This window comes from Flagellatimonas centrodinii (genome assembly GCF_016918765.2).
GTDB lineage: Bacteria > Pseudomonadota > Gammaproteobacteria > Nevskiales > Nevskiaceae > Polycyclovorans > Polycyclovorans centrodinii.
This window is the reverse complement of record NZ_CP092104.1, coordinates 2,294,892-2,314,310: the sequence shown is the minus strand read 5'-3', so window position 1 is coordinate 2,314,310 and position 19,419 is coordinate 2,294,892. Positions and strand designations below refer to the sequence as shown.

General features: G+C 61.9%; 14 protein-coding genes, 2 tRNA genes and 2 rRNA genes. 7 read left to right on the top strand and 11 right to left on the bottom strand.

The window, feature by feature from the left end:
• Nucleotides 1-33: 33 nt before the first annotated feature.
• The 5 genes from JN531_RS10825 to JN531_RS10805 form a co-directional block, all read right to left on the bottom strand.
• Nucleotides 34-2,904: ribosomal RNA gene (locus tag JN531_RS10825) — 23S ribosomal RNA — on the bottom strand.
• Nucleotides 2,905-3,338: 434 nt separating this feature from the next.
• Nucleotides 3,339-3,414, bottom strand: a tRNA-Ala gene (locus JN531_RS10820).
• Nucleotides 3,415-3,454: 40 nt separating this feature from the next.
• Nucleotides 3,455-3,531, bottom strand: a tRNA-Ile gene (locus JN531_RS10815).
• 90 nt (nucleotides 3,532-3,621) lie between these two features.
• Nucleotides 3,622-5,149 (bottom strand): 16S ribosomal RNA (locus tag JN531_RS10810).
• The 16S and 23S rRNA genes sit together here with 2 tRNA genes alongside, the layout of an rRNA operon.
• A gap of 384 nt (nucleotides 5,150-5,533) precedes the next feature.
• On the bottom strand, nucleotides 5,534-6,304 hold the full coding sequence (locus tag JN531_RS10805; RefSeq protein ID WP_228348878.1) for an RNA methyltransferase: 771 nt from the start codon (nucleotides 6,302-6,304) through the stop codon (nucleotides 5,534-5,536).
• Nucleotides 6,305-6,368: 64 nt separating this feature from the next.
• Between JN531_RS10805 and JN531_RS10800 the strand changes: the two genes are divergently transcribed.
• The gene (locus JN531_RS10800; RefSeq protein WP_228348877.1) at nucleotides 6,369-7,160 is read left to right on the top strand and encodes an inositol monophosphatase family protein; all 792 of its coding nucleotides are present in this window, start codon (nucleotides 6,369-6,371) and stop codon (nucleotides 7,158-7,160) included.
• A gap of 60 nt (nucleotides 7,161-7,220) precedes the next feature.
• On the opposite strand, the gene JN531_RS10795 is transcribed toward JN531_RS10800, so the two are convergent.
• On the bottom strand, nucleotides 7,221-7,478 hold the full coding sequence (locus tag JN531_RS10795) for a ComEA family DNA-binding protein (protein ID WP_228348876.1): 258 nt from the start codon (nucleotides 7,476-7,478) through the stop codon (nucleotides 7,221-7,223).
• Between the two features lie 233 nt (nucleotides 7,479-7,711).
• Between JN531_RS10795 and JN531_RS10790 the strand changes: the two genes are divergently transcribed.
• Together JN531_RS10790 and JN531_RS10785 are read left to right on the top strand one after the other, a co-directional pair.
• Nucleotides 7,712-9,457, top strand: coding sequence for an acyl-CoA dehydrogenase family protein (locus JN531_RS10790; RefSeq protein ID WP_228348875.1), 1,746 nt, complete (start codon nucleotides 7,712-7,714; stop codon nucleotides 9,455-9,457).
• A gap of 38 nt (nucleotides 9,458-9,495) precedes the next feature.
• Nucleotides 9,496-9,978, top strand: coding sequence for a glutathione peroxidase (locus tag JN531_RS10785; protein ID WP_228348874.1), 483 nt, complete (start codon nucleotides 9,496-9,498; stop codon nucleotides 9,976-9,978).
• A gap of 43 nt (nucleotides 9,979-10,021) precedes the next feature.
• Here the strand turns inward: JN531_RS10785 and cysC are convergent, their stop codons facing one another.
• Complete coding sequence (gene cysC, locus JN531_RS10780) at nucleotides 10,022-10,633, bottom strand: adenylyl-sulfate kinase (RefSeq protein WP_228348873.1); 612 nt, start codon at nucleotides 10,631-10,633, stop codon at nucleotides 10,022-10,024.
• Between the two features lie 105 nt (nucleotides 10,634-10,738).
• Between cysC and JN531_RS10775 the strand changes: the two genes are divergently transcribed.
• Nucleotides 10,739-12,505, top strand: a complete 1,767-nt coding sequence (locus JN531_RS10775; protein WP_239795293.1) for an SLC13 family permease — start codon at nucleotides 10,739-10,741, stop codon at nucleotides 12,503-12,505.
• A gap of 3 nt (nucleotides 12,506-12,508) precedes the next feature.
• Here JN531_RS10775 and JN531_RS10770 read toward each other — a convergent pair whose 3' ends face one another.
• Entirely contained in the window at nucleotides 12,509-13,399 is an 891-nt protein-coding gene (locus JN531_RS10770) for a recombination-associated protein RdgC (protein WP_228348871.1), read from the bottom strand.
• Between the two features lie 86 nt (nucleotides 13,400-13,485).
• Between JN531_RS10770 and JN531_RS10765 the strand changes: the two genes are divergently transcribed.
• From JN531_RS10765 to JN531_RS10755, 3 genes are read left to right on the top strand one after another with little or no spacing between them, the layout of a single operon-like run.
• Nucleotides 13,486-14,847: an MBL fold metallo-hydrolase gene (locus tag JN531_RS10765; protein WP_228348870.1), complete on the top strand. Its 1,362-nt coding sequence runs from the start codon at nucleotides 13,486-13,488 to the stop codon at nucleotides 14,845-14,847.
• A complete protein-coding gene (locus tag JN531_RS10760; RefSeq protein WP_228348869.1) occupies nucleotides 14,844-15,698 on the top strand; it encodes an alpha/beta hydrolase in 855 nt (284 codons plus the stop codon). Before JN531_RS10765 ends, JN531_RS10760 begins: the two co-directional genes overlap by 4 nt.
• Nucleotides 15,699-15,751: 53 nt before the next feature.
• Complete coding sequence (locus JN531_RS10755; protein WP_228348868.1) at nucleotides 15,752-16,909, top strand: isovaleryl-CoA dehydrogenase; 1,158 nt, start codon at nucleotides 15,752-15,754, stop codon at nucleotides 16,907-16,909.
• 69 nt (nucleotides 16,910-16,978) lie between these two features.
• On the opposite strand, the gene JN531_RS10750 is transcribed toward JN531_RS10755, so the two are convergent.
• The 3 genes from JN531_RS10750 to purM are packed head-to-tail and all read right to left on the bottom strand — an operon-like array spanning nucleotide 16,979 to nucleotide 19,381.
• Complete coding sequence (locus JN531_RS10750; protein WP_228348867.1) at nucleotides 16,979-17,680, bottom strand: DUF3108 domain-containing protein; 702 nt, start codon at nucleotides 17,678-17,680, stop codon at nucleotides 16,979-16,981.
• 13 nt (nucleotides 17,681-17,693) lie between these two features.
• Nucleotides 17,694-18,353, bottom strand: coding sequence for a phosphoribosylglycinamide formyltransferase (gene purN, locus JN531_RS10745; RefSeq protein WP_228348866.1), 660 nt, complete (start codon nucleotides 18,351-18,353; stop codon nucleotides 17,694-17,696).
• Nucleotides 18,350-19,381: a phosphoribosylformylglycinamidine cyclo-ligase gene (purM, locus tag JN531_RS10740; protein ID WP_228348865.1), complete on the bottom strand. Its 1,032-nt coding sequence runs from the start codon at nucleotides 19,379-19,381 to the stop codon at nucleotides 18,350-18,352. Before purM ends, purN begins: the two co-directional genes overlap by 4 nt.
• Nucleotides 19,382-19,419 lie beyond the last annotated feature (38 nt).

The window sequence follows — 19,419 nt, the reverse complement described above, 5'->3', positions numbered from 1 at the left end:
GAGTTATCCATCACCGGAATGCTTGAGCGTTATATGGCCAAGCCTCACGAGCAATTAGTACACGTTAGCTCCATGCATTACTGCACTTCCACACCGTGCCTATCAACCTCGTCGTCTACAAGGGCTCTTCAGGGGTCTTAAAGACCCGCGAGATCTCATCTTGAGGTGGGCTTCCCGCTTAGATGCTTTCAGCGGTTATCCCGTCCACACATAGCTACCCAGCGATGCCACTGGCGTGACAACTGGAACACCAGAGGTGTGTTCAACCCGGTCCTCTCGTACTAAGGTCAACGCCTCTCAAATCTCGAACGCCCACGGCAGATAGGGACCGAACTGTCTCACGACGTTCTGAACCCAGCTCGCGTACCTCTTTAACCGGCGAACAGCCGGACCCTTGGGACCTGCTACAGCCCCAGGATGAGATGAGCCGACATCGAGGTGCCAAACACTGCCGTCGATATGGACTCTTGGGCAGTATCAGCCTGTTATCCCCGGAGTACCTTTTATCCGTTGAGCGATGGCCCTTCCATACAGAACCACCGGATCACTTAGACCTACTTTCGTACCTGCTCGACGTGTCTGTCTCGCAGTCAAGCAACCTTATGCCTATGCACTCAAAAGCGCGATTTCCGACCGCGCTGAGGTTACCTTCGCACTCCTCCGTTACTCTTTGGGAGGAGACCGCCCCAGTCAAACTACCCGCCATGCAATGTCCCTGACCCGGATAACGGGCCTAGGTTAGAACTTCAAGTTTATCAGGGTGGTATTTCAAGGTTGCCTCCACCTGAGCTAGCGCCCAGGTTTCAAAGGCTCCCACCTATCCTACACAAACAAACTCAAAATCCAGTGCAAAGTTGTAGTAAAGGTTCACGGGGTCTTTCCGTCTTGCCGCGGGAACACTGCATCGTCACAGCGATTTCAATTTCACTGAGCCTCGGATGGAGACAGTGGGGCTATCGTTACGCCATTCGTGCAGGTCGGAACTTACCCGACAAGGAATTTCGCTACCTTAGGACCGTTATAGTTACGGCCGCCGTTTACTGGGGCTTCGATCAAGAGCTTCGCCTTACGGCTGACCCCATCAATTAACCTTCCAGCACCGGGCAGGCGTCAGACCCTATACGTCCACTTTCGTGTTTGCAGAGTCCTGTGTTTTTGATAAACAGTCGCAACCCCCTCTTCACTGCGACCCTCTTCGGCTGTTACACCTAATGAGGGCGTGCCTTCTCCCGAAGTTACGGCACCAATTTGCCGAGTTCCTTCATCCGAGTTGTCTCAAACGCCTTAGGATACTCTCCTCGCCCACCTGTGTCGGTTTGGGGTACGGATCGCGATGACCTGAAGCTTAGAGGTTTTTCTTGGAAGCAGAGTATCTGGTACTTCGGCTCAATTGAGCCTCGACATCACGCCTCAGCATTGATCTCCCGGATTTGCCTAAGAGACCTGCCTAAACGCTTGAACTTCCATCCAACAGGAAGCCACCATAACTTTCTCCGTCACCCCATCGCAGTCACCACAAGTACAGGAATATTAACCTGTTTTCCATCGACTACGCCTCTCGGCCTCGCCTTAGGATCCGACTCACCCAGCGCCGAATATCGTTGCGCTGGAACCCTTGGGCTTACGGCGGAACGGTTTTTCACCGTTCTTGTCGTTACTCATGTCAGCATTCGCACTTCTGATACCTCCAGCAACCCTTACGAGTCACCTTCACAGGCTTACAGAACGCTCCTCTACCACGCACACCTAAGTGTGCATCCGCAGCTTCGGTACTCAGCTTGAGCCCCGTTACATCTTCCGCGCGGGCCGACTCGACCAGTGAGCTATTACGCTTTCTTTAAATGATGGCTGCTTCTAAGCCAACATCCTGGCTGTCTATGACTTCCCACATCGTTTCCCACTTAGCTGAGATTTGGGGACCTTAGCTGGCGGTCAGGGCTGTTTCCCTTTTCACGATGGAATTTAGCTCCCACCGTGTGTCTCCCGTGCTCATACTTCCGGGTATTCGGAGTTTGCAACAGCTGGGTAGGAACTTGTGCTCCCCCCAAACCGTAACAGTGCTCTACCCCCCGGAGTCATACACGAGGCGCTACCTAAATAGCTTTCGAGGAGAACCAGCTATCACCCGCCTTGATTAGCCTTTCACTCCTATCCACAGCTCATCTCCGACTTTTTCAACAGGCGTGAGTTCGGGCCTCCATTGTGTGTTACCACAACTTCACCCTGGCCATGGATAGATCGACGGGTTTCGGGTCTACTGCCTGCAACTAAGCGCCCTATTAAGACTCGGTTTCCCTGCGGCTCCCCTAAACGGTTAGCCTTGCTACAGACAAGTAAGTCGCTGACCCATTATACAAAAGGTACGCCATCACCCTTGCGGGCTCTGACTGCTTGTACGCATCCGGTTTCAGGTTCTATTTCACTCCCCTCGCCGGGGTTCTTTTCGCCTTTCCCTCACGGTACTGGTTCACTATCGGTCGGCAACGAGTATTTAGCCTTGGAGGATGGTCCCCCCATGTTCAGACAGGGTTTTACGTGCCCCGCCCTACTCAATTTCATGCATATCACCTTTCGCATACGGGGCTATCACCCACTATGGCCAGCCTTTCCAGACTGTTCTGCTAGGTTTCAATACACTTTTGGGCTGATCCGCGTTCGCTCGCCACTACTTGCGGAATCTCGGTTGATTTCTTTTCCTCCGGGTACTTAGATGTTTCAGTTCCCCGGGTTCGCCTCGCACGCCTATGTATTCAGCGTACGATCTCCTTGCGGAGGGGTTTCCCCATTCGGACATCTACGGATCAAAGCTTGTTTGCCAGCTCCCCGTAGCTTTTCGCAGGCTACAACGTCCTTCATCGCCTGTTGCCGCCAAGGCATCCACCAGATGCGCTTGATCGCTTGACCATATAACCTCAAACATTCCCCGGTATGTCCATCAGCCTACTACGCTCGACGTCTTGTGCCCGTACGGTGCTCGGAATCCTCATGTATATCTCGATACACTCCGGTTCCTGCGCTCCGTGCGTGCCCAACACGCCTTCGCTCGCTACGGCTGCTGAACATCCCGCTTTCTGGCGGAACGTTGCGGTTACATAACAACAATCATTACTACTACAACGACATTTTTCGCCGTCAAGCACCTTCGGCATTGAATCATGTGAATCCACAACAAAAATAAACACCCCACGTTGCCGTGAAGCGCCTTCTTCTCATTGAAGATCACTGTTGCTTACAGTGTTCGACAACAAACCTTATTGTTAAAGAACAAGTCCCGATCACGCTTGCGCGTCCAGGCTCAGACAAGTGTTCTTCGTGAAACACTTGTCTCAGCCGTCAGATGGTGGAGCCAGTCGGGATCGAACCGACGACCCCCTGCTTGCAAAGCAGGTGCTCTCCCAGCTGAGCTATGGCCCCATGTGCGGTGCCTATGCGTCCAGTCACTCAACCAGGTAGATGGTGGGTCTGGACGGATTTGAACCATCGACCCCACGCTTATCAAGCGTGTGCTCTAACCAGCTGAGCTACAGACCCATCGGGTTACAGACCGATCAACCGCTTCGGCCTTCTTACTTGTGACAAGTGACTTGTGTGGGCGCTCCCATACCGCTTTGGATACGCTTGAAAGGAGGTGATCCAGCCGCAGGTTCCCCTACGGCTACCTTGTTACGACTTCACCCCAGTCATTGACCACACCGTGGACGGCGTCCCCCTTGCGGTTAGACTACCGGCTTCTGGTGCAGCCAACTCCCATGGTGTGACGGGCGGTGTGTACAAGGCCCGGGAACGTATTCACCGCCGCAAATGCTGATCGGCGATTACTAGCGATTCCGACTTCACGGAGTCGAGTTGCAGACTCCGATCCGGACTACGATGCACTTTCTGGGATTAGCTCCACCTCGCGGCTTGGCGACCCTCTGTATGCACCATTGTAGTACGTGTGTAGCCCTGGTCATAAGGGCCATGATGACTTGACGTCATCCCCACCTTCCTCCGGTTTGTCACCGGCGGTCCCCTTAGAGTGCCCAACTGAATGATGGCAACTAAGGGCAAGGGTTGCGCTCGTTGCGGGACTTAACCCAACATCTCACGACACGAGCTGACGACAGCCATGCAGCACCTGTGTTCTGATTCCCGAAGGCACTCCCGCATCTCTGCAGGATTCCAGACATGTCAAGACCAGGTAAGGTTCTTCGCGTTGCATCGAATTAAACCACATACTCCACCGCTTGTGCGGGCCCCCGTCAATTCCTTTGAGTTTCAACCTTGCGGCCGTACTCCCCAGGCGGAGAACTTATCGCGTTAGCTACGACACCGACTCGCTAAGCAAGCCGACGTCAAGTTCTCATCGTTTACGGCGTGGACTACCAGGGTATCTAATCCTGTTTGATCCCCACGCTTTCGTGTCTCAGTGTCAGTACAGGCCCAGGTGGCTGCCTTCGCCATTGATGTTCCTTCCGATATCTACGCATTTCACCGCTACACCGGAAATTCCACCACCCTCTACCGTACTCTAGTCCACCCGTATCGGAAGCAGTTCCCAGGTTAAGCCCGGGGATTTCACAACCGACGCAATGAACCACCTACACACGCTTTACGCCCAGTAAATCCGATTAACGCTCGCACCCTCTGTATTACCGCGGCTGCTGGCACAGAGTTAGCCGGTGCTTATTCTGCTGGTACCGTCAAGACTCGAAGTATTAATTCGAGTTTTTTCTTTCCAGCCTAAAGTGCTTTACAACCCGAAGGCCTTCTTCACACACGCGGCATTGCTGGATCAGGCTTTCGCCCATTGTCCAATATTCCCCACTGCTGCCTCCCGTAGGAGTCCGGACCGTGTCTCAGTTCCGGTGTGACTGGTCGTCCTCTCAGACCAGTTACTGATCGTCGCCTTGGTAGGCCATTACCCTACCAACTAGCTAATCAGACGTAGGCTCCTCTAAAAGCGCAAGGTCTTACGATCCCCTGCTTTGCTCCGAAGAGATCATGCGGTATTAGTCCGGGTTTCCCCGGGTTATCCCCCACTTCAAGGTAGATTCCTACGTATTACTCACCCGTCCGCCACTAGATGTACAAGTACACCTCGTTCGACTTGCATGTGTTAGGCATGCCGCCAGCGTTCAATCTGAGCCAGGATCAAACTCTCCAATTAAATCTAACTGGAACCGGATGCAATCAGACCAAAATCCAATCACACCCTAAGAGTCGTCAAAATGGCCCATAGGCTCACGTTGATACTCATGTGTACTACTGCTTCCGCAGCTGCGCACAGGAGCACCCACACAAATCACTTGTCTGTTCTGTTAAAGAGCTACAGCGCCTTACACCTTCTCCGTTCCCGGAAATCCGCGTAAGTCACTGCAAGGGCGGCGAATCTTACTGGCTTTCGGAGGGCCGTCAACTACGGCTTGCTGGCGCGAGGCTAAGTGCTTGCCGGAACATGAATTGTTGCCATCTCGTGACGGTGGTTCGAAGTCGCCGCAGCGCCAAAGCTGCTGATTCGCTGCACAGGGCCTGGCCGGATTCTGGCCACCCTTCAGGGGCGCGGGCGACGGCTCCGCCGCTTGGGGGTTTCGGTGGTGGTGAGGATGCCCCTGAGGATGTTGAGTTCGTTCCGGTCCGGCTGGGCGCGGTGATAGAAATTGCGAAGCCGGCGCATCAACAACCGCGGGTTCTCGGGGTCGAGAAAGCCGGTCTTCAGCAGCACACGTTCGAGGTGGGCAAAGTAGTGCTCCATCTCTTCGGCCGACGGCGCCGCATAGATCGGAATGTCTTTCTTGGCGGCGACCTTGGGCACCTCGGTCAGTCCCGCCTTGCGCAACTCCCAGGTCAGCAGCTGGACGGCCTGCCCGAGATTGAGCGACGGATACTCCGGGTTGGTGGGCACCATGATGATCGACTGACAGCGGTCGAGATCGGCATTCGACAATCCGGTTCGTTCGGGCCCGAACACCACCGCCACCGGCGCCTCGCGCGCGCGATCGATTGCCTGCCCGGCGAAAGCCCACGGCGTCAGCGGCTCGTCGCCCAGATGCCGCGGGCGCGCCGAGGTGGCGACCACCCAGGCGCAGTCCGCCACGGCCTCTTCCAGCGTCGCCACCACGCGGGCGCCCTCGACCACCGACAGGGCGTTGGATGCCATCGCCCGGGCCTGTGGATGCGGGAACCGCTCTGGCGCCACCAACACCAGCTCGGAATAGCCCATGGTGAGCATGGCGCGGGCCGTGGCACCGATATTTCCGGGATGCTGGGTCTGTACCAGAACGATACGGATTCCACCGGCGGCAACGTCTGAGGGCTGTGTCATGCGTGATATTCTACGGGCCTCCGCTGCGGGTTCCGCGCGCTCCTTTCCAAGGCCTTCCTGTCCCATGCATCCGCTGGTCAACATCGCCGTGTCCGCCGCTCGCGCCGCCGGCAACCACATCCTCCGGCACGCCGAGCGTGTGGAGTCACTGCAGATCGAACGCAAGACCCACAATGACTTCGTCAGTCAGGTCGACCGCGGCGCCGAGATGGAGATCGTGCGGCTGATCCACAAGGCCTATCCGGATCACGCCATCCTCGCCGAGGAGTCGGGCGAGCAGGCGGGGTCGGAGGTGCGCTGGATCATTGATCCGCTGGACGGCACCACCAACTTCCTGCACCGCATCCCCCACTACGCCGTGTCCATCGGCATCGAGGTTCGGGGTCGCCTGGAACACGGGGTGATCTATGCGCCCAGCACCAACGACCTGTATGTCGCCACGCGCGGCTCCGGTGCCATGCTCAACAACCGGCGGCTGCGCTGCAGCAACACCCGTGAACTCGACGACGCCCTGATCGGGACCGGTGTGCCGCTGGATGACCGGTTTATGCCGGACTACCTGCCGATGCTCGGCAACGTCGCCACCAGCACCGCCGGGATTCGCCGCGCCGGATCCGCCGCGCTGGATTTGGCCTATGTCGCCGCAGGGCGGCTCGACGGCTTCTTCGAATTCAATCTCAAGCCCTGGGACATCGCGGCCGGCATCGTGCTGGTGCAGGAGGCCACCGGTGTGGTGCGCTCACTGCGGCCGGACTCGGAGGTACTGGTCGATGGTCATATCCTCGCGGCCAACAACCGCCTCATCGAGCCGCTGGCGCAGCGCCTGCTGTCGGGCCCGGCCACCCCGCCACAATAACCGCGGTTGCAAACAAAGAGCCCGGCCGAAGCCGGGCTCTGATGCCGTTTCAAAGCGCCTTCAGAATGCCAGTTCGCCGGCATTCTTCTCCACCAGCGCGGGGCCGATGCCCTTGACGCGCTCCTGCAGCTCCGCGGCATCGGCATACGCTCCGTTGGCGTCACGTTCCTCGACGATGCGATTGGCAATCGCCTCACCGACCCCGTTGAGCGCTGCTGCCATTTCCTCGGCCGATGCCGTGTTGACGTTGACGGCTGCCGCCGCAATCGCTGACAGCAGCAGGCCGGCAACGGCCGCAAATACCCGAATCAGTTTCATCGATCCCTCCTTGGGTTCAGCGTCACGGCCCCGTTGGCCGCCGCCCGATAGTGCCAAGCCCAGCGGCACTGTCAAGTGCGCAAATGCATCGTAAGATATTGTTCTTGATGACTTTGTCACCAATATTGGGGACACGCCCGTGTTCGCCCCTGAGCCGGACGCGGCGGCGCTCAGGCCCGGCCGTGATAGCCTTCCGACCCCAAAATTGACTTCATTCAGCGCAGAGGCATCGCATGGCAACTTACAAGGCCCCCCTTCGTGAAATCGGCTTCGTCCTCAAGGACGTTCTGAACGTCGGACAGCTGTCACAGCTCCCCGCCTACAGTGAGGTGAGCGATGACATGATGATCGACTTGGCGGATGAAGCCTCCAAGCTCATCGAAGACCAGATCGCCGCCATCAATCACGCCGCCGATGCCGAAGGCTGCCGCCTTGATGGCCACGACGTGACGGTGCCCAAGGGCATGGCAGAAGCCTACAAGCTGTATTGGGAGTCCGGCTGGGTCGGGCTGTCCAACCCCACCGAATTCGGTGGGCAGGGCCTGCCCTACACCCTGTCGAAGGTGGTCGAGGAAATGCTGTGCTCGGCCAACGTCGCCTTTGCGCTGTATCCCGGCCTGACCACCGGGTGCTTCGAGGCCATTTTGGCCAGCGGCGATGATGCCCAGAAACAGACCTACCTGCCCAAGCTCGCCACCGGCGAGTGGACCGGCACCATGTGCATTACCGAACCGCAGGCCGGGTCTGATCTGGCCGCGGTGAAGACCCGCGCCCTGCCACAGGACGATGGCAGCTACCTGATCGAAGGGGGCAAGATCTTCATCACCTCCGGCGAGCACACCATGGCCGACAACATCGTCCACTTCGTGCTGGCACGGCTGCCGGATTCGCCGCCAGGCGTGAAGGGTCTGTCGACCTTCGTCGTGCCCAAGTTCCTGGTCAATGCCGACGGCAGCCTCGGCGAGCGCAACAAGCTCTACTGCGCCTCGATCGAGCACAAGATGGGCATCAACGCCTCCTGCACCTGCTCGATGCAGTTCGAAGGCGCCCGCGGCTGGATGGTGGGCGCGCCGAATACCGGCATCCAGAACATGTTCGTGATGATGAACCTGGCGCGCATCATGGTCGGCTTCCAGGGATTGGGCCAATGTGAACTGGCCACCCAGAACGCCGTCGCGTACGCCAAGGATCGCACCCAGGGCAAGGCGTTCAACGGGCAGCCGGAAATCCTCAACCATCCCGATGTCCGCCGCATGCTGATGCGGATGAAGGCGACCACCGAGGGCGCCCGTGTACTGGCCTACGAAACCGCGATGTATGTCGACATCGCCCATCACCACCCGGACACCGCGGTGCGCGAAGAAGCGCAGGACTGGGTTGACCTCAACACGCCGCTGGTCAAGGCCTACTGCACCGACAGTGCGTTCGAACTCGGCTCTGAGGCCATTCAGGTCTATGGCGGTCATGGCTTCATCCGCGAACACGGCATCGAGCAGATCGCCCGTGATTCCAAGATCCTCTGTCTCTACGAGGGCACCAATGGCATCCAGGCGATGGACCTGGTGCGGCGCAAGCTGATGCTGCATGGCGGGCGCCTGCCGCAGCGATTCTTCGCCCGGGTACGCGGCGACCTCAATGGCGAGGCACCGCTGGGCTTCATCGTGCGCCCGCTGTCGAAAGCGATCGACGAACTGGAAAGCACCACGCAGTGGCTGCAGCAGTCGTTCAAGGAGACCCCCGACGACGGCGCCTTCGGCTGTGTCGACTACCAGCGCGCCTTCGCCCTGACCTATCTCGGCTACAACTGGCTGCGCATGGCCAAGGCGGCGCACACCCAGTCGGACGAGGTGTTCCGCGCCGGCAAACTGGCCACCGCCGAGTTCTTTGCGTCACGCATGCTCAGCCAGGTGCCGGTGCTGCTCGCCAATGTCCGCCAGCCGGCGCAGAATCTGATGGCACTCGACGCCCGCCATTTCTGAGGCCGGGCCTTGCATCGCATCCCGACAGGAGAATCACCATGACCTCGCTGTACGACATCGAAGTGAACACCATTCAGCGCCAGCCGCAGTCGATGGCCGATTACAAGGGCAAGGTCCTGCTGGTCGTCAACGTCGCCAGCAAGTGCGGCTTCACGCCGCAGTACAAGGGGCTGGAGGCACTGTACCGTCAGTACAAGGATCGCGGCCTCGAGATTCTCGGCTTTCCCTGCGACCAGTTCGGGCATCAGGAACCGGGGAGCGAAGAGGAGATCGCCAGCTTCTGCTCGATGAACTACGAGGTGAGCTTCCCGATGTTCGCCAAGATCGAGGTGAACGGGGATGGCGCGCATCCGCTCTATCGCAAGCTGAAATCGGATGCCCCCGGCGTGCTGGGCTCGGAGGGCATCAAATGGAACTTCACCAAGTTCCTGATCGACCGTGACGGCAAGGTGGTGAAACGCTACGGCTCGGTGGACAAGCCGGAAAGCATCGCCGCGGACATCGAAAAATTGCTCGGCTGACCCCTCTGGGGGCGCTGGCATGCCAGCGCCCCCGCGGGAGGCATCAGGCCAGGCGCTCGCGCGCCTTGAGGAAGGCCAGCAGCTGATTGACCGCGTCCTGCACCGACAGCTCGCCGGTGTTCAGCGTCAGGTCGGCGGAATCCGGGGCCTCATAGGGTGAATCGATGCCGGTGAAATGCTTGATCTCGCCAGCACGCGCCTTCTTGTACAACCCCTTGGGGTCGCGCCCTTCGCAGACATCCAGCGGCGCATGCACATGCACCTCGAAGAACTCGCCCGCCGGCAGCAGGTGTCGCACCATGTTGCGGTCAGCGCGGAACGGCGAGATGAAGGCCGTGATCACGATCAGGCCGGCGTCGGCAAACAGCTTGGCAACCTCGCCAATGCGGCGGATGTTTTCAACCCGGTCAGCATCGGAAAATCCGAGGTCCTTGTTGAGCCCGAAACGCACGTTGTCGCCGTCCAGCAGGTAGCTGTGGTAGCCGGCGCGGAACAGCTCACCCTCAAGCGCATTGGCCACCGTCGACTTGCCGGAGCCCGACAGCCCGGTCAGCCAGATCACGCAAGGCTTCTGCCCTTTCTGCTCGGCACGTTCATCACGTGCAACCTGATGCGCATGCCAAACCACATTGGTGGCGCCTTCGCCAGAGTTCATAACCGGTTCACCTAAGCATAGAAATCAAGGGGCGCGAGCGTACCGTGCGCGTCCCGGGGCTGCCAGTCTGCGCTAATGTGCGCAGCTGTCGCGTACCGCAAAATAATGATGACCCTCCCCGACACCTCCCTGCTGCTGACGGCAAGCGTCCTGGTGCTGCTGTTCGTGGGCCTGTTTCGCACCCGGCTGGCGCCGGACGTGCTGTTCATCGCTGCCGTGACCGCACTGCTGAGCACGGGCGTGCTGACAGCCTCCGAAGCTTTCAGTGGTCTGTCGAACCAGGGGGTGCTGACGGTCGCGGTGCTCTACGTCGTCGCCGCTGCCATCAAGGAAACCGGCGGCGTGCAGTGGATCGTGCAGACCGTACTCGGGAAGCCCCGCTCGGTCCTGCACGCCCAGATTCGTCTGATGCTGCCGGTGACCGCCTTCAGCGCGTTCCTCAACAATACGCCGGTGGTGGCGATGCTGATCCCGGCCGTGTCGGAGTGGGCCAACCGGTTCAAGCTGCCGGTGTCGCAATTGTTCATTCCGCTCAGCTACGCCGCCATTCTCGGCGGCACCTGCACCTTGATCGGCACCAGCACCAACCTGGTGGTCAACGGCATGCTGATCGAGGCGACCGGCAGCGGCTTTTCGTTGTTCGACCTCGCCCCCATTGGGCTGCCGATCGCGGTGCTCGGTCTGATCGCCATCCTGGTGGTGTCCCGGTTCATGCTGCCCGACCGCGAAGCGCTCACCACACAGCTGGAGAATGTCCGCGAGTACACCATCGAGATGCTGGTCGACGGCAGCGGCCCGCTGCCCGGCCGCAGCATCGAGCAGGCTGGTCTGCGCCACCTGCCCGGCTGCTACCTGGTGGAGATCGAGCGTGATGGCGAGCTGCTCACCGGCGTCTCCCCGCAACAGCGTCTGGAAGCGGCGGATCGGCTGATCTTCATCGGCCGTGTCGACTCGGTGGTCGACCTGCAGAAGATCCGCGGCCTCAGCCCCGCCACCGATCAAGTGTTCAAGCTGTCAGGGCAACGGTCGCAACGCGAATTGATTGAAGCCGTGGTCTCGGACACCTCGCCGATGAACGGCAAAACCATCAAGGAGGGCGAGTTCCGCACCCGCTATGACGCGGTGGTGCTGGCCGTGGCACGCCGGGGGGAGCGGATGGAAGGCAAGCTCGGCGCCATCCGCCTGCAGGCGGGCGATACCCTGCTGATCGAAGCCGGCGAGAGCTTCATCAAGGCCCAACGTCATTCCCGTGACTTCTTCCTGACCCGCCATATCGAGGGATCCTCGGTGCCCCGCCATGAAAAGGCGCGGCTGGCACTGGGCATCATGGCCGGCATGGTGCTGGCGGCCGGCACCGGCCTGTTGCCGATGCTGGAGGCCGCCCTGCTGGCGGCCGGCGCGCTGGTGCTCACCGGCTGCATCAGCACCCATGCCGCGCGATCCAGCATCGACTGGTCGGTGATCATCGTCATCGCCGCTGCCTTCGGCCTCAGTGCGGCGCTGGACAAGACCGGCCTGGCAACCCTGCTGGCGCACCAGATCGCGCAGGTCGCCGGCGCCAGCCCGCTTGGGGTGCTGGCCGCCATCTTCGTCGCCACCGCGCTGTTGTCAGCGTTCATGACCAACAACGCGGCGGCCGCCCTGATGTTCCCGATTGCCCTGCAGCTGGGCGCGGAAACCGGCATTGCCCCGGCGACCGTCGCGCTCGGCGTGATCTTCGGGGCGTCCGCCTGCTACATGACGCCGATCGGTTATCAGACCAACCTGATGGTGCTCGCGCCCGGTGGGTACCGGTTCAGCGACTTCGTCGGGATCGGCGCCGTTCTGACGGTGATCACTGGCATCGTCTACGTCTTGATGGCGGGGACCTGAGCCTTAGCCCGCCGGCGCCAGCACCCGTTCGAGGTCCGCCAACAGCTTGCTGAAGGCGCCGACCATCAGGGTGAAATCTGCCTCGAAGGCGAGATCGGGGTCCTCGATCCGATCGGTATCCTCGCTCTCGGCCTCCAGGAACTTCACCTTGCGCACCACCAGCGGCTCGGTCAGCGTGAGCGTGAGCTGACCGCTCCAGTGCAGCGCCACCTGTGTCGCCCGCATGCCATCGTCGAGGTGGCGCTTCAGCGTGGCGGCTTCCAGCGGATGGCGGACGTAGCGGATCACGGACTTGGTGTCATCCGAGCCCGACAGTTCACAGGCATCCCCGAGGTCGAAGGGCGACGGCGCGTCTCCGCTCAGCAACCACTGCGTCATCGTCGATGCCGGCGACACCTCGGTGGTCCAGGGCACCACCGCCAGGGACCCGAGGGCATCCCGCAAATGTTGAATCAGCGTTTCCGCCTTGGCCACCGTCCCGGTATCGACCACGATACGGCCGCCCTCCGGGTCGATCCACGCCAGCAACTGGCTGCGACGGGTGAAGGCCTTGGGCAACAGCTCGGCGGCCACCGCATCCTTGATGTCACGCATCAGCTTGCGGCCCGGCTTGAAGCCACGCTGCTGTTCAAAGGCCTCGGCGCGTTCAGCCGCAGCATCGTTGATCACCGCACCGGGCAGCAGACGCGTTTCCCAGCCCAGTGCCACCAGCAAATGCTTTTCAACCGAGGCCACCAGCGCGCCATCCGGTCCGGGCGCCACCCAACCCGTGCTTTCAGGGCTCATCGCCGGACACGGCACCAACGGCCGTTGGGCCAACAGGGTTTCCAGTGCGCCGGGCGGCAGGGTCCAGGGCTGTTCCAACTGGAAAACGCAGAGATTCTTGAACCACATGGGCAGTCGACGGCGTTTCAAACGGGCGGCGATGGTAACCAATCCCACCCGTGCCCGGGGGCGCCGTCGCTGGTATTGTCGCGCCCATGAAAATCGTTGATGCCGTCACCGCCACCCTCCTGCATGAAGGCGCACTGCTGCTCACGCGGCGTCAGCCGGCGCTGCCGGCATTCGGAGGCTTTCATGCATTCCCGGGCGGCAAGGTCGATCCCGCTGACCGCAACACGCCGGCCTCGCCGTCGCTGATGGCTCTGGCGACGCCCGACGTCGAGCCCGCCATGTTGCGCGCGCTGTCGCGTGAGCTCAACGAGGAGCTGGGCATCGACCTCGATGCCCTCGCCGCCGCTGGCCAGGTGACCGCGGTCACCCACATCGGCACCGCCGTCACGCCGGCCCACCAGCCGCGCCGCTTCAATACCCATTTCCTGCGGGTCGACCTTCGGTCACGACCGGACATGAACATCGACGCGCGCGAGACTGCGGAGGCTTTCTGGCAGACACCGGCCGTGCTGTGGCAACGCTACCGTGATGGGGAGCTGTTGATGGCGCCCCCCACCCTCATCACTATCCGCGTGCTCGCGGACAATGCCGCTGCTACCCACATCCCCGACCTTGATGCCGCCAACCGCGTCGGCACCGGCATCCCGCTGCTGGAGCCGATGACCGGCATCCGTCAATTCGTGGTTCGCTCCCATACGCTGCCACCCGCCGCACACACCAACTGCTTTCTGTTGGGGGACATGGCATCACACCGCATCCTGGTCGACCCTTCGCCGTCCTCCGATGAAGAGATGGAACGCCTGATCGCCGCCGTGGAGCCGATCGGCGTACACGAAGTCTTCATCACCCACCATCATCCGGACCACTCCGAGCGGGCAGAACGCATCGCCGCGCGACTGAACCTCACCATCGGCATGAGCCCCGACACCCGTCAGCGCTTGTTGCAAAAGAAACCGTCGTTCTTCGGCGATACCGAGATTCATCTCTACCGCGAAGGCGACGTGGTCTGTCGCTGGCGCGGGCAGCCGGTGCGGGTCCTCGAGGTGCCCGGGCACGATGCCGGACAACTGGCGCTGATGCCGGAAGGCCGCGCCTGGTGTCTGGTCGGCGACCTGATCCAGGGCATCGGCACCGTGGTGATCCCCGAAGAGGAAGGCGACATGGCCGCTTACTTCGCGTCGCTGGAACGCATCATCGCGCTCGATCCGGGCACCCTTCTGCCCTCCCATGGCAATGCGCTTGGAGGCACCTATCGCTTGCAGGAGACCCTCAACCACCGCCGTATGCGCGAAGCCCAGATTCTCGCCCTGCATGACCGCGGTCTGGATGTCGACGCCATGCTGCCCGAGGTCTACCAGGGGGTCGATCCAGCATTGTGGCCGCTGGCGCGGATGAATATCCGCATGCACCTGCGCAAACTGACCGAAGACGGCCGCGTTGCCGCATGACGCCGCCAACCACCACCATTGATGGGCACTTCGAGGGCGTCGGCGGCAGCCGCATCGTCTGGCAGGGTTGGGCACCGGTGGCAACACCCCGCACCGTCATCGTTCTCGTCCATGGCGCGGGGGAACATGTCGGTCGCTATGGCTACCTGATCGCCCATCTACTGGCCGCCGGCCATGCGGTCGTCGCGCTCGATCACCCGGGACACGGACGGTCCGGCGGCCCGCGCGGTCTGGTGCCGGACCTGCACGCGGCCGCCGCCAATCTGAAACCGCTGATCGAACATGCCCGCAGACGGTGGCCACAGGTGCCGCTGCTGATGCTCGGCCATAGCATGGGCGGCGCCATCGCCACAGGCTATGCCATCTCGCACGAAATGCTGGACGGGTTGATCCTGTCGGCACCGGCGCTGTCACTGGACGGAACGCCCACGGTGCTGCGCTGGCTCGCTCGCGCCGTGGCCGCCGTGGCGCCGCGTTTGCCGGTGTTCGCCATCGACGCCGATACCATCAGCAGCGACCCGGCGGAGGTCCAGGCCTATCGCGACGATCCCCAGATGCTGGGCAGACCCTTGCCGGCCGGCACCGTGGCGATGATCGACTTTGCCGCACGCACCCTGCCGGGGCAGATGGAGAAATTGCGGCTGCCGCTGCTCATTCTCCAGGGCGATGCCGACCGGCTGGTGCCGGTGGCCGCAGGACCGCTGGCCTTGCGCTGTGCTGGCAGCACCGACAAGACCCTGATGCAGATTCCCGGCGGCCGTCACGAGCTGTTCAACGAAGCGCCGGCCCTGCGTGCCGAAGCACTGCGCGCCCTGTGTGGCTGGATTGACCAGCGCTGGCCGGCGCCCTGACAAAGACCCGGCGCCAAGGCGCCGACCCCGATATTCGTTTGCAAGGAGTGGTGATGAAACTGCTGAACTTCGATCTGGGCCCGGACATCGACGCACTGCGGGATGCCGTTGCGGATTTTGCCGCGCGCGAGATTGCGCCGCTGGCCGAGGCCACCGATCGCGACAACCAGTTTCCGCTGGCGCTGTGGCCCAAGCTGGGTGAATTGGGCGTGCTGGGCCTGACCGTCGATGAAACCTACGGCGGAACACCGATGGGCTATCTGGCGCACGTGGTGGCGATGGAGGAAATTTCCCGGGCCTCGGCGTCCATCGGGCTGTCCTATGGCGCCCACTCGAACCTCTGCGTCAACCAGCTGGCGAAGAACGGCAATGAAGCGCAGAAGCAGCGCTATCTGCCGAAGCTGGTGAGCGGCGAGTTCATTGGCGCACTCGCCATGTCGGAGCCCGGCGCCGGCTCCGACGTCGTCAGCATGAAGCTGCGGGCCGAGCACCGCGGTGACCGCTACGTGCTCAACGGCAGCAAGATGTGGATCACCAACGGCCCCGATGCCGACGTGCTGATCGTCTATGCCAAGACGGACCCGACAGCCGGGCCCCGCGGCATCACCGCCTTCCTCATCGAGAAGGGATTCAAGGGTTTCTCCACCGCCCAGAAGCTCGACAAGCTCGGCATGCGCGGCTCCAACACCTGCGAACTGGTCTTCGACAATTGCGAAGTCCCCGAGGAGAACGTGCTGGGCGCCGTCGGCCGCGGCGTCAACGTGCTGATGTCCGGCCTCGACTTTGAACGGGTCGTGCTGTCAGGCGGGCCGTTAGGGATCATGCAGGCCTGCCTCGACGTCGCCGTGCCCTACTCGCACGAGCGCAAGCAGTTCGGCCAGGCGATCGGAGAATTCCAGCTGATGCAGGGCAAGCTGGCCGACATGTATGTCGGCCTCAGTGTCTGCCGCGCCTATGTCTATGCTGTGGCACGCGCCTGTGACCGCGGCGAGACCACCCGCAAGGACGCCGCCGGCGCCATCCTCTATTCCGCAGAAAAAGCCACCTGGATGGCCGGTCAGGCCATCCAGATTCTCGGCGGCAATGGCTATATCAACGACTACAGCACCGGCCGCCTGTGGCGCGACGCCAAACTCTACGAAATCGGCGCCGGCACCTCGGAGATTCGCCGCATGCTGATCGGTCGCGAGCTGTTCGGGGAGACTGTCTGAGTCTGAGTCTGAGTCTGAATCAGAGCCCAAGCCCTGCCCGCGTGCTGTCGCGGAATGGGCATGCGCCCTTCAGCCGCGCTTCAACTCCATGGTGAACTGGGTGCTGCCGTCCTCGATGTGCTCCACCTGTACCACCCGCCAGCCATCCAGCGGGTCCATCCAGAAGCGCACCGACTTGTCGGGGTCATCCACCCGCTCGACCCGGACGGTCTCGATCTTGCGGCCGTCCACCTTCACCGTTTCACGACCGGTGATGCGAAAACGATAGGTTTTGACCCGGTCATCCTCGACCTGCTGCACCGGCAGTTCCTGCGGCCCGGGCACGCCGTTGCGGGTGATCACCCAGCGTTGCACCACCAGCTGCAGCGACAGACGGTCGGTGGCCGGGCCCTCGAACGTCTGCACCTGGCCTTTGTCGGTACGCGCCTGCTGCTCGGCGAAGTCAAACCGCAGGGTGTAGTCGCCCTCCGGACGGTCCTCGCGTGCGAACCGGTACACGCTCGGCCGCAGCAACCCATCGACGTAACAGAACTCGCTGGTTTCCTCGATCCGGCCAATGAACAGCTTGGCCATCCCGGTGGGTCGTGCCACATAGGCATAGCGGTAGCAGCTGTCGCCGGAATCGGGCATCGGTTCCAACGAAAAACGGGCGGTTCCGAGTGTCAGAAACCCCTTGTGCAAGGTGTATTCGGCGTTCACCTCTGGCATGGGCTGCGCCTGCAAGGCCGTGCCTGCGAGCACCATCGCCAGTGCTGCAATGATCCGTTTCATTCGCCGTGCTCCTTCAAAATCCGGGTTCGAGGTCGGCGAGTGTCAAAGGCGCCGACAACGGCGCACCCCGGAACATCACCGTGCCCTCCGGCATCAGCTGCAGGTCGCCGCTGACGCACCAGGCCACCGCCTGCGGGTAGATGTGGACCTCCACGTCCTTCATCACACGCTGCGCCAGCTGTTGTGCGTCATCCTCCGCCGACACGGTGAATCGGCCCTGAATGATGGCGGGCCCGCCGTCCAGATCGGCGCTGACGAAATGCACCGTCGCGCCGTGCTCGCGGTCGCCCGCCTGCAGCACCCGTTGATGCGTCTGCAGGCCGCGATGTCGCGGCAATAGAGAGGGGTGAATGTTGAGCAGGCGGCCCTGCCAATGCGTGGTGAATGCCGGCGTCAACACCCGCATGAACCCCGCCAAGACCACCCAGTCGGCACGCCAGGCCTCGAGCTGGAGGGTCAGCGCGGCATCAAAGGCTTCGCGGTCGGGAAAGTCACCATGGCGGACGACCGCCACCGGCACCCCGGCGGCGGCGGCGCGTCGTAGGCCGGGGGCGCCGTCACGGTTGGAGACGACACCGACAAAGGTCGCCGGTAGCAGACCGCGGTCATGGGCATCAAGCAGGGCCTGCAGGTTGCGGCCCTCGCCCGAGATCAGAACCGCAACCCGCTTCACGCGAAGCGGACGTCCGCCGCGCCCTCGACAATCTCGCCGATGATCCAACCCTTGGCGCGCTGCTGCTTGAGCACTGCCAGGGCTTCGTCGGCGCGGGTGCGCGGCACCACCATCATGAACCCGACCCCGCAGTTGAACACGCGCCACATCTCGGCCTGGTCGACCCCGCCGGCCTGCTGCAACCAGTCGAAGACGGCGGGACGCTTCCAGCTCTGGGTGTCGATCACCGCGCCCACACCGGGGGGGAAGCAGCGCGGCAGATTGCCGACAATGCCACCGCCGGTGATATGGGCCATCCCGCGCACGGGCAGACCGGCAGCCAACAATGCCAGTACCGGCTTCACGTAGATGGCGGTGGGCGCCAGCAGCGCATCGCCGAGCGTGCCGCGGCCCAGCGGCAGATCCAGCTTGGCGCGCTTGCGTTTGAGGATCGACCGAACCAGTGAATATCCATTGGCATGCGGGCCCGATGACGGCAAGGCGATGATGACGTCACCTTTGCGGATGCGACGCCCGTCGATGATCTTGCGCTTCTCCGCCACGGCCACACAGAAACCGGCCAGGTCAAAATCGCCGTTGGCATACATGCCCGGCATTTCGGCGGTTTCACCGCCCACCAGCGCACACCCGGCGAGCCGGCAGCCGCGGGCGATACCCTTGATGACCTGGGCCGCCACATGTTTGTCGAGCTTGCCGGTGGCGTAGTAATCGAGAAAGAACAAGGGCTCGGCGCCCGATACCAGCACGTCGTTGACGCACATGCCGACCAGGTCCTGACCCAGGCCCTCGACACGACCGCTGTCGATGCCGAGTCGCAATTTGGTGCCGACACCATCGGTACCGCTCACCAATACCGGCTGCTTGTACTTCGTGGGCAGGCCCACCAGCGCCCCGAATCCGCCGACGCCCGCCAGCACTTCCGGTCGCCGGGTGCTGCGGACGATGCGGGCAATGTCGTCGACCAGGGCATCGCCCGCCTCGATATCCACGCCGGCGTCGCGGTAGGTCAGGCCGGAAGACTTCGTCATAAGGCTGGGGTCTGCTCTGTGGTGAACTGTCATTTTAA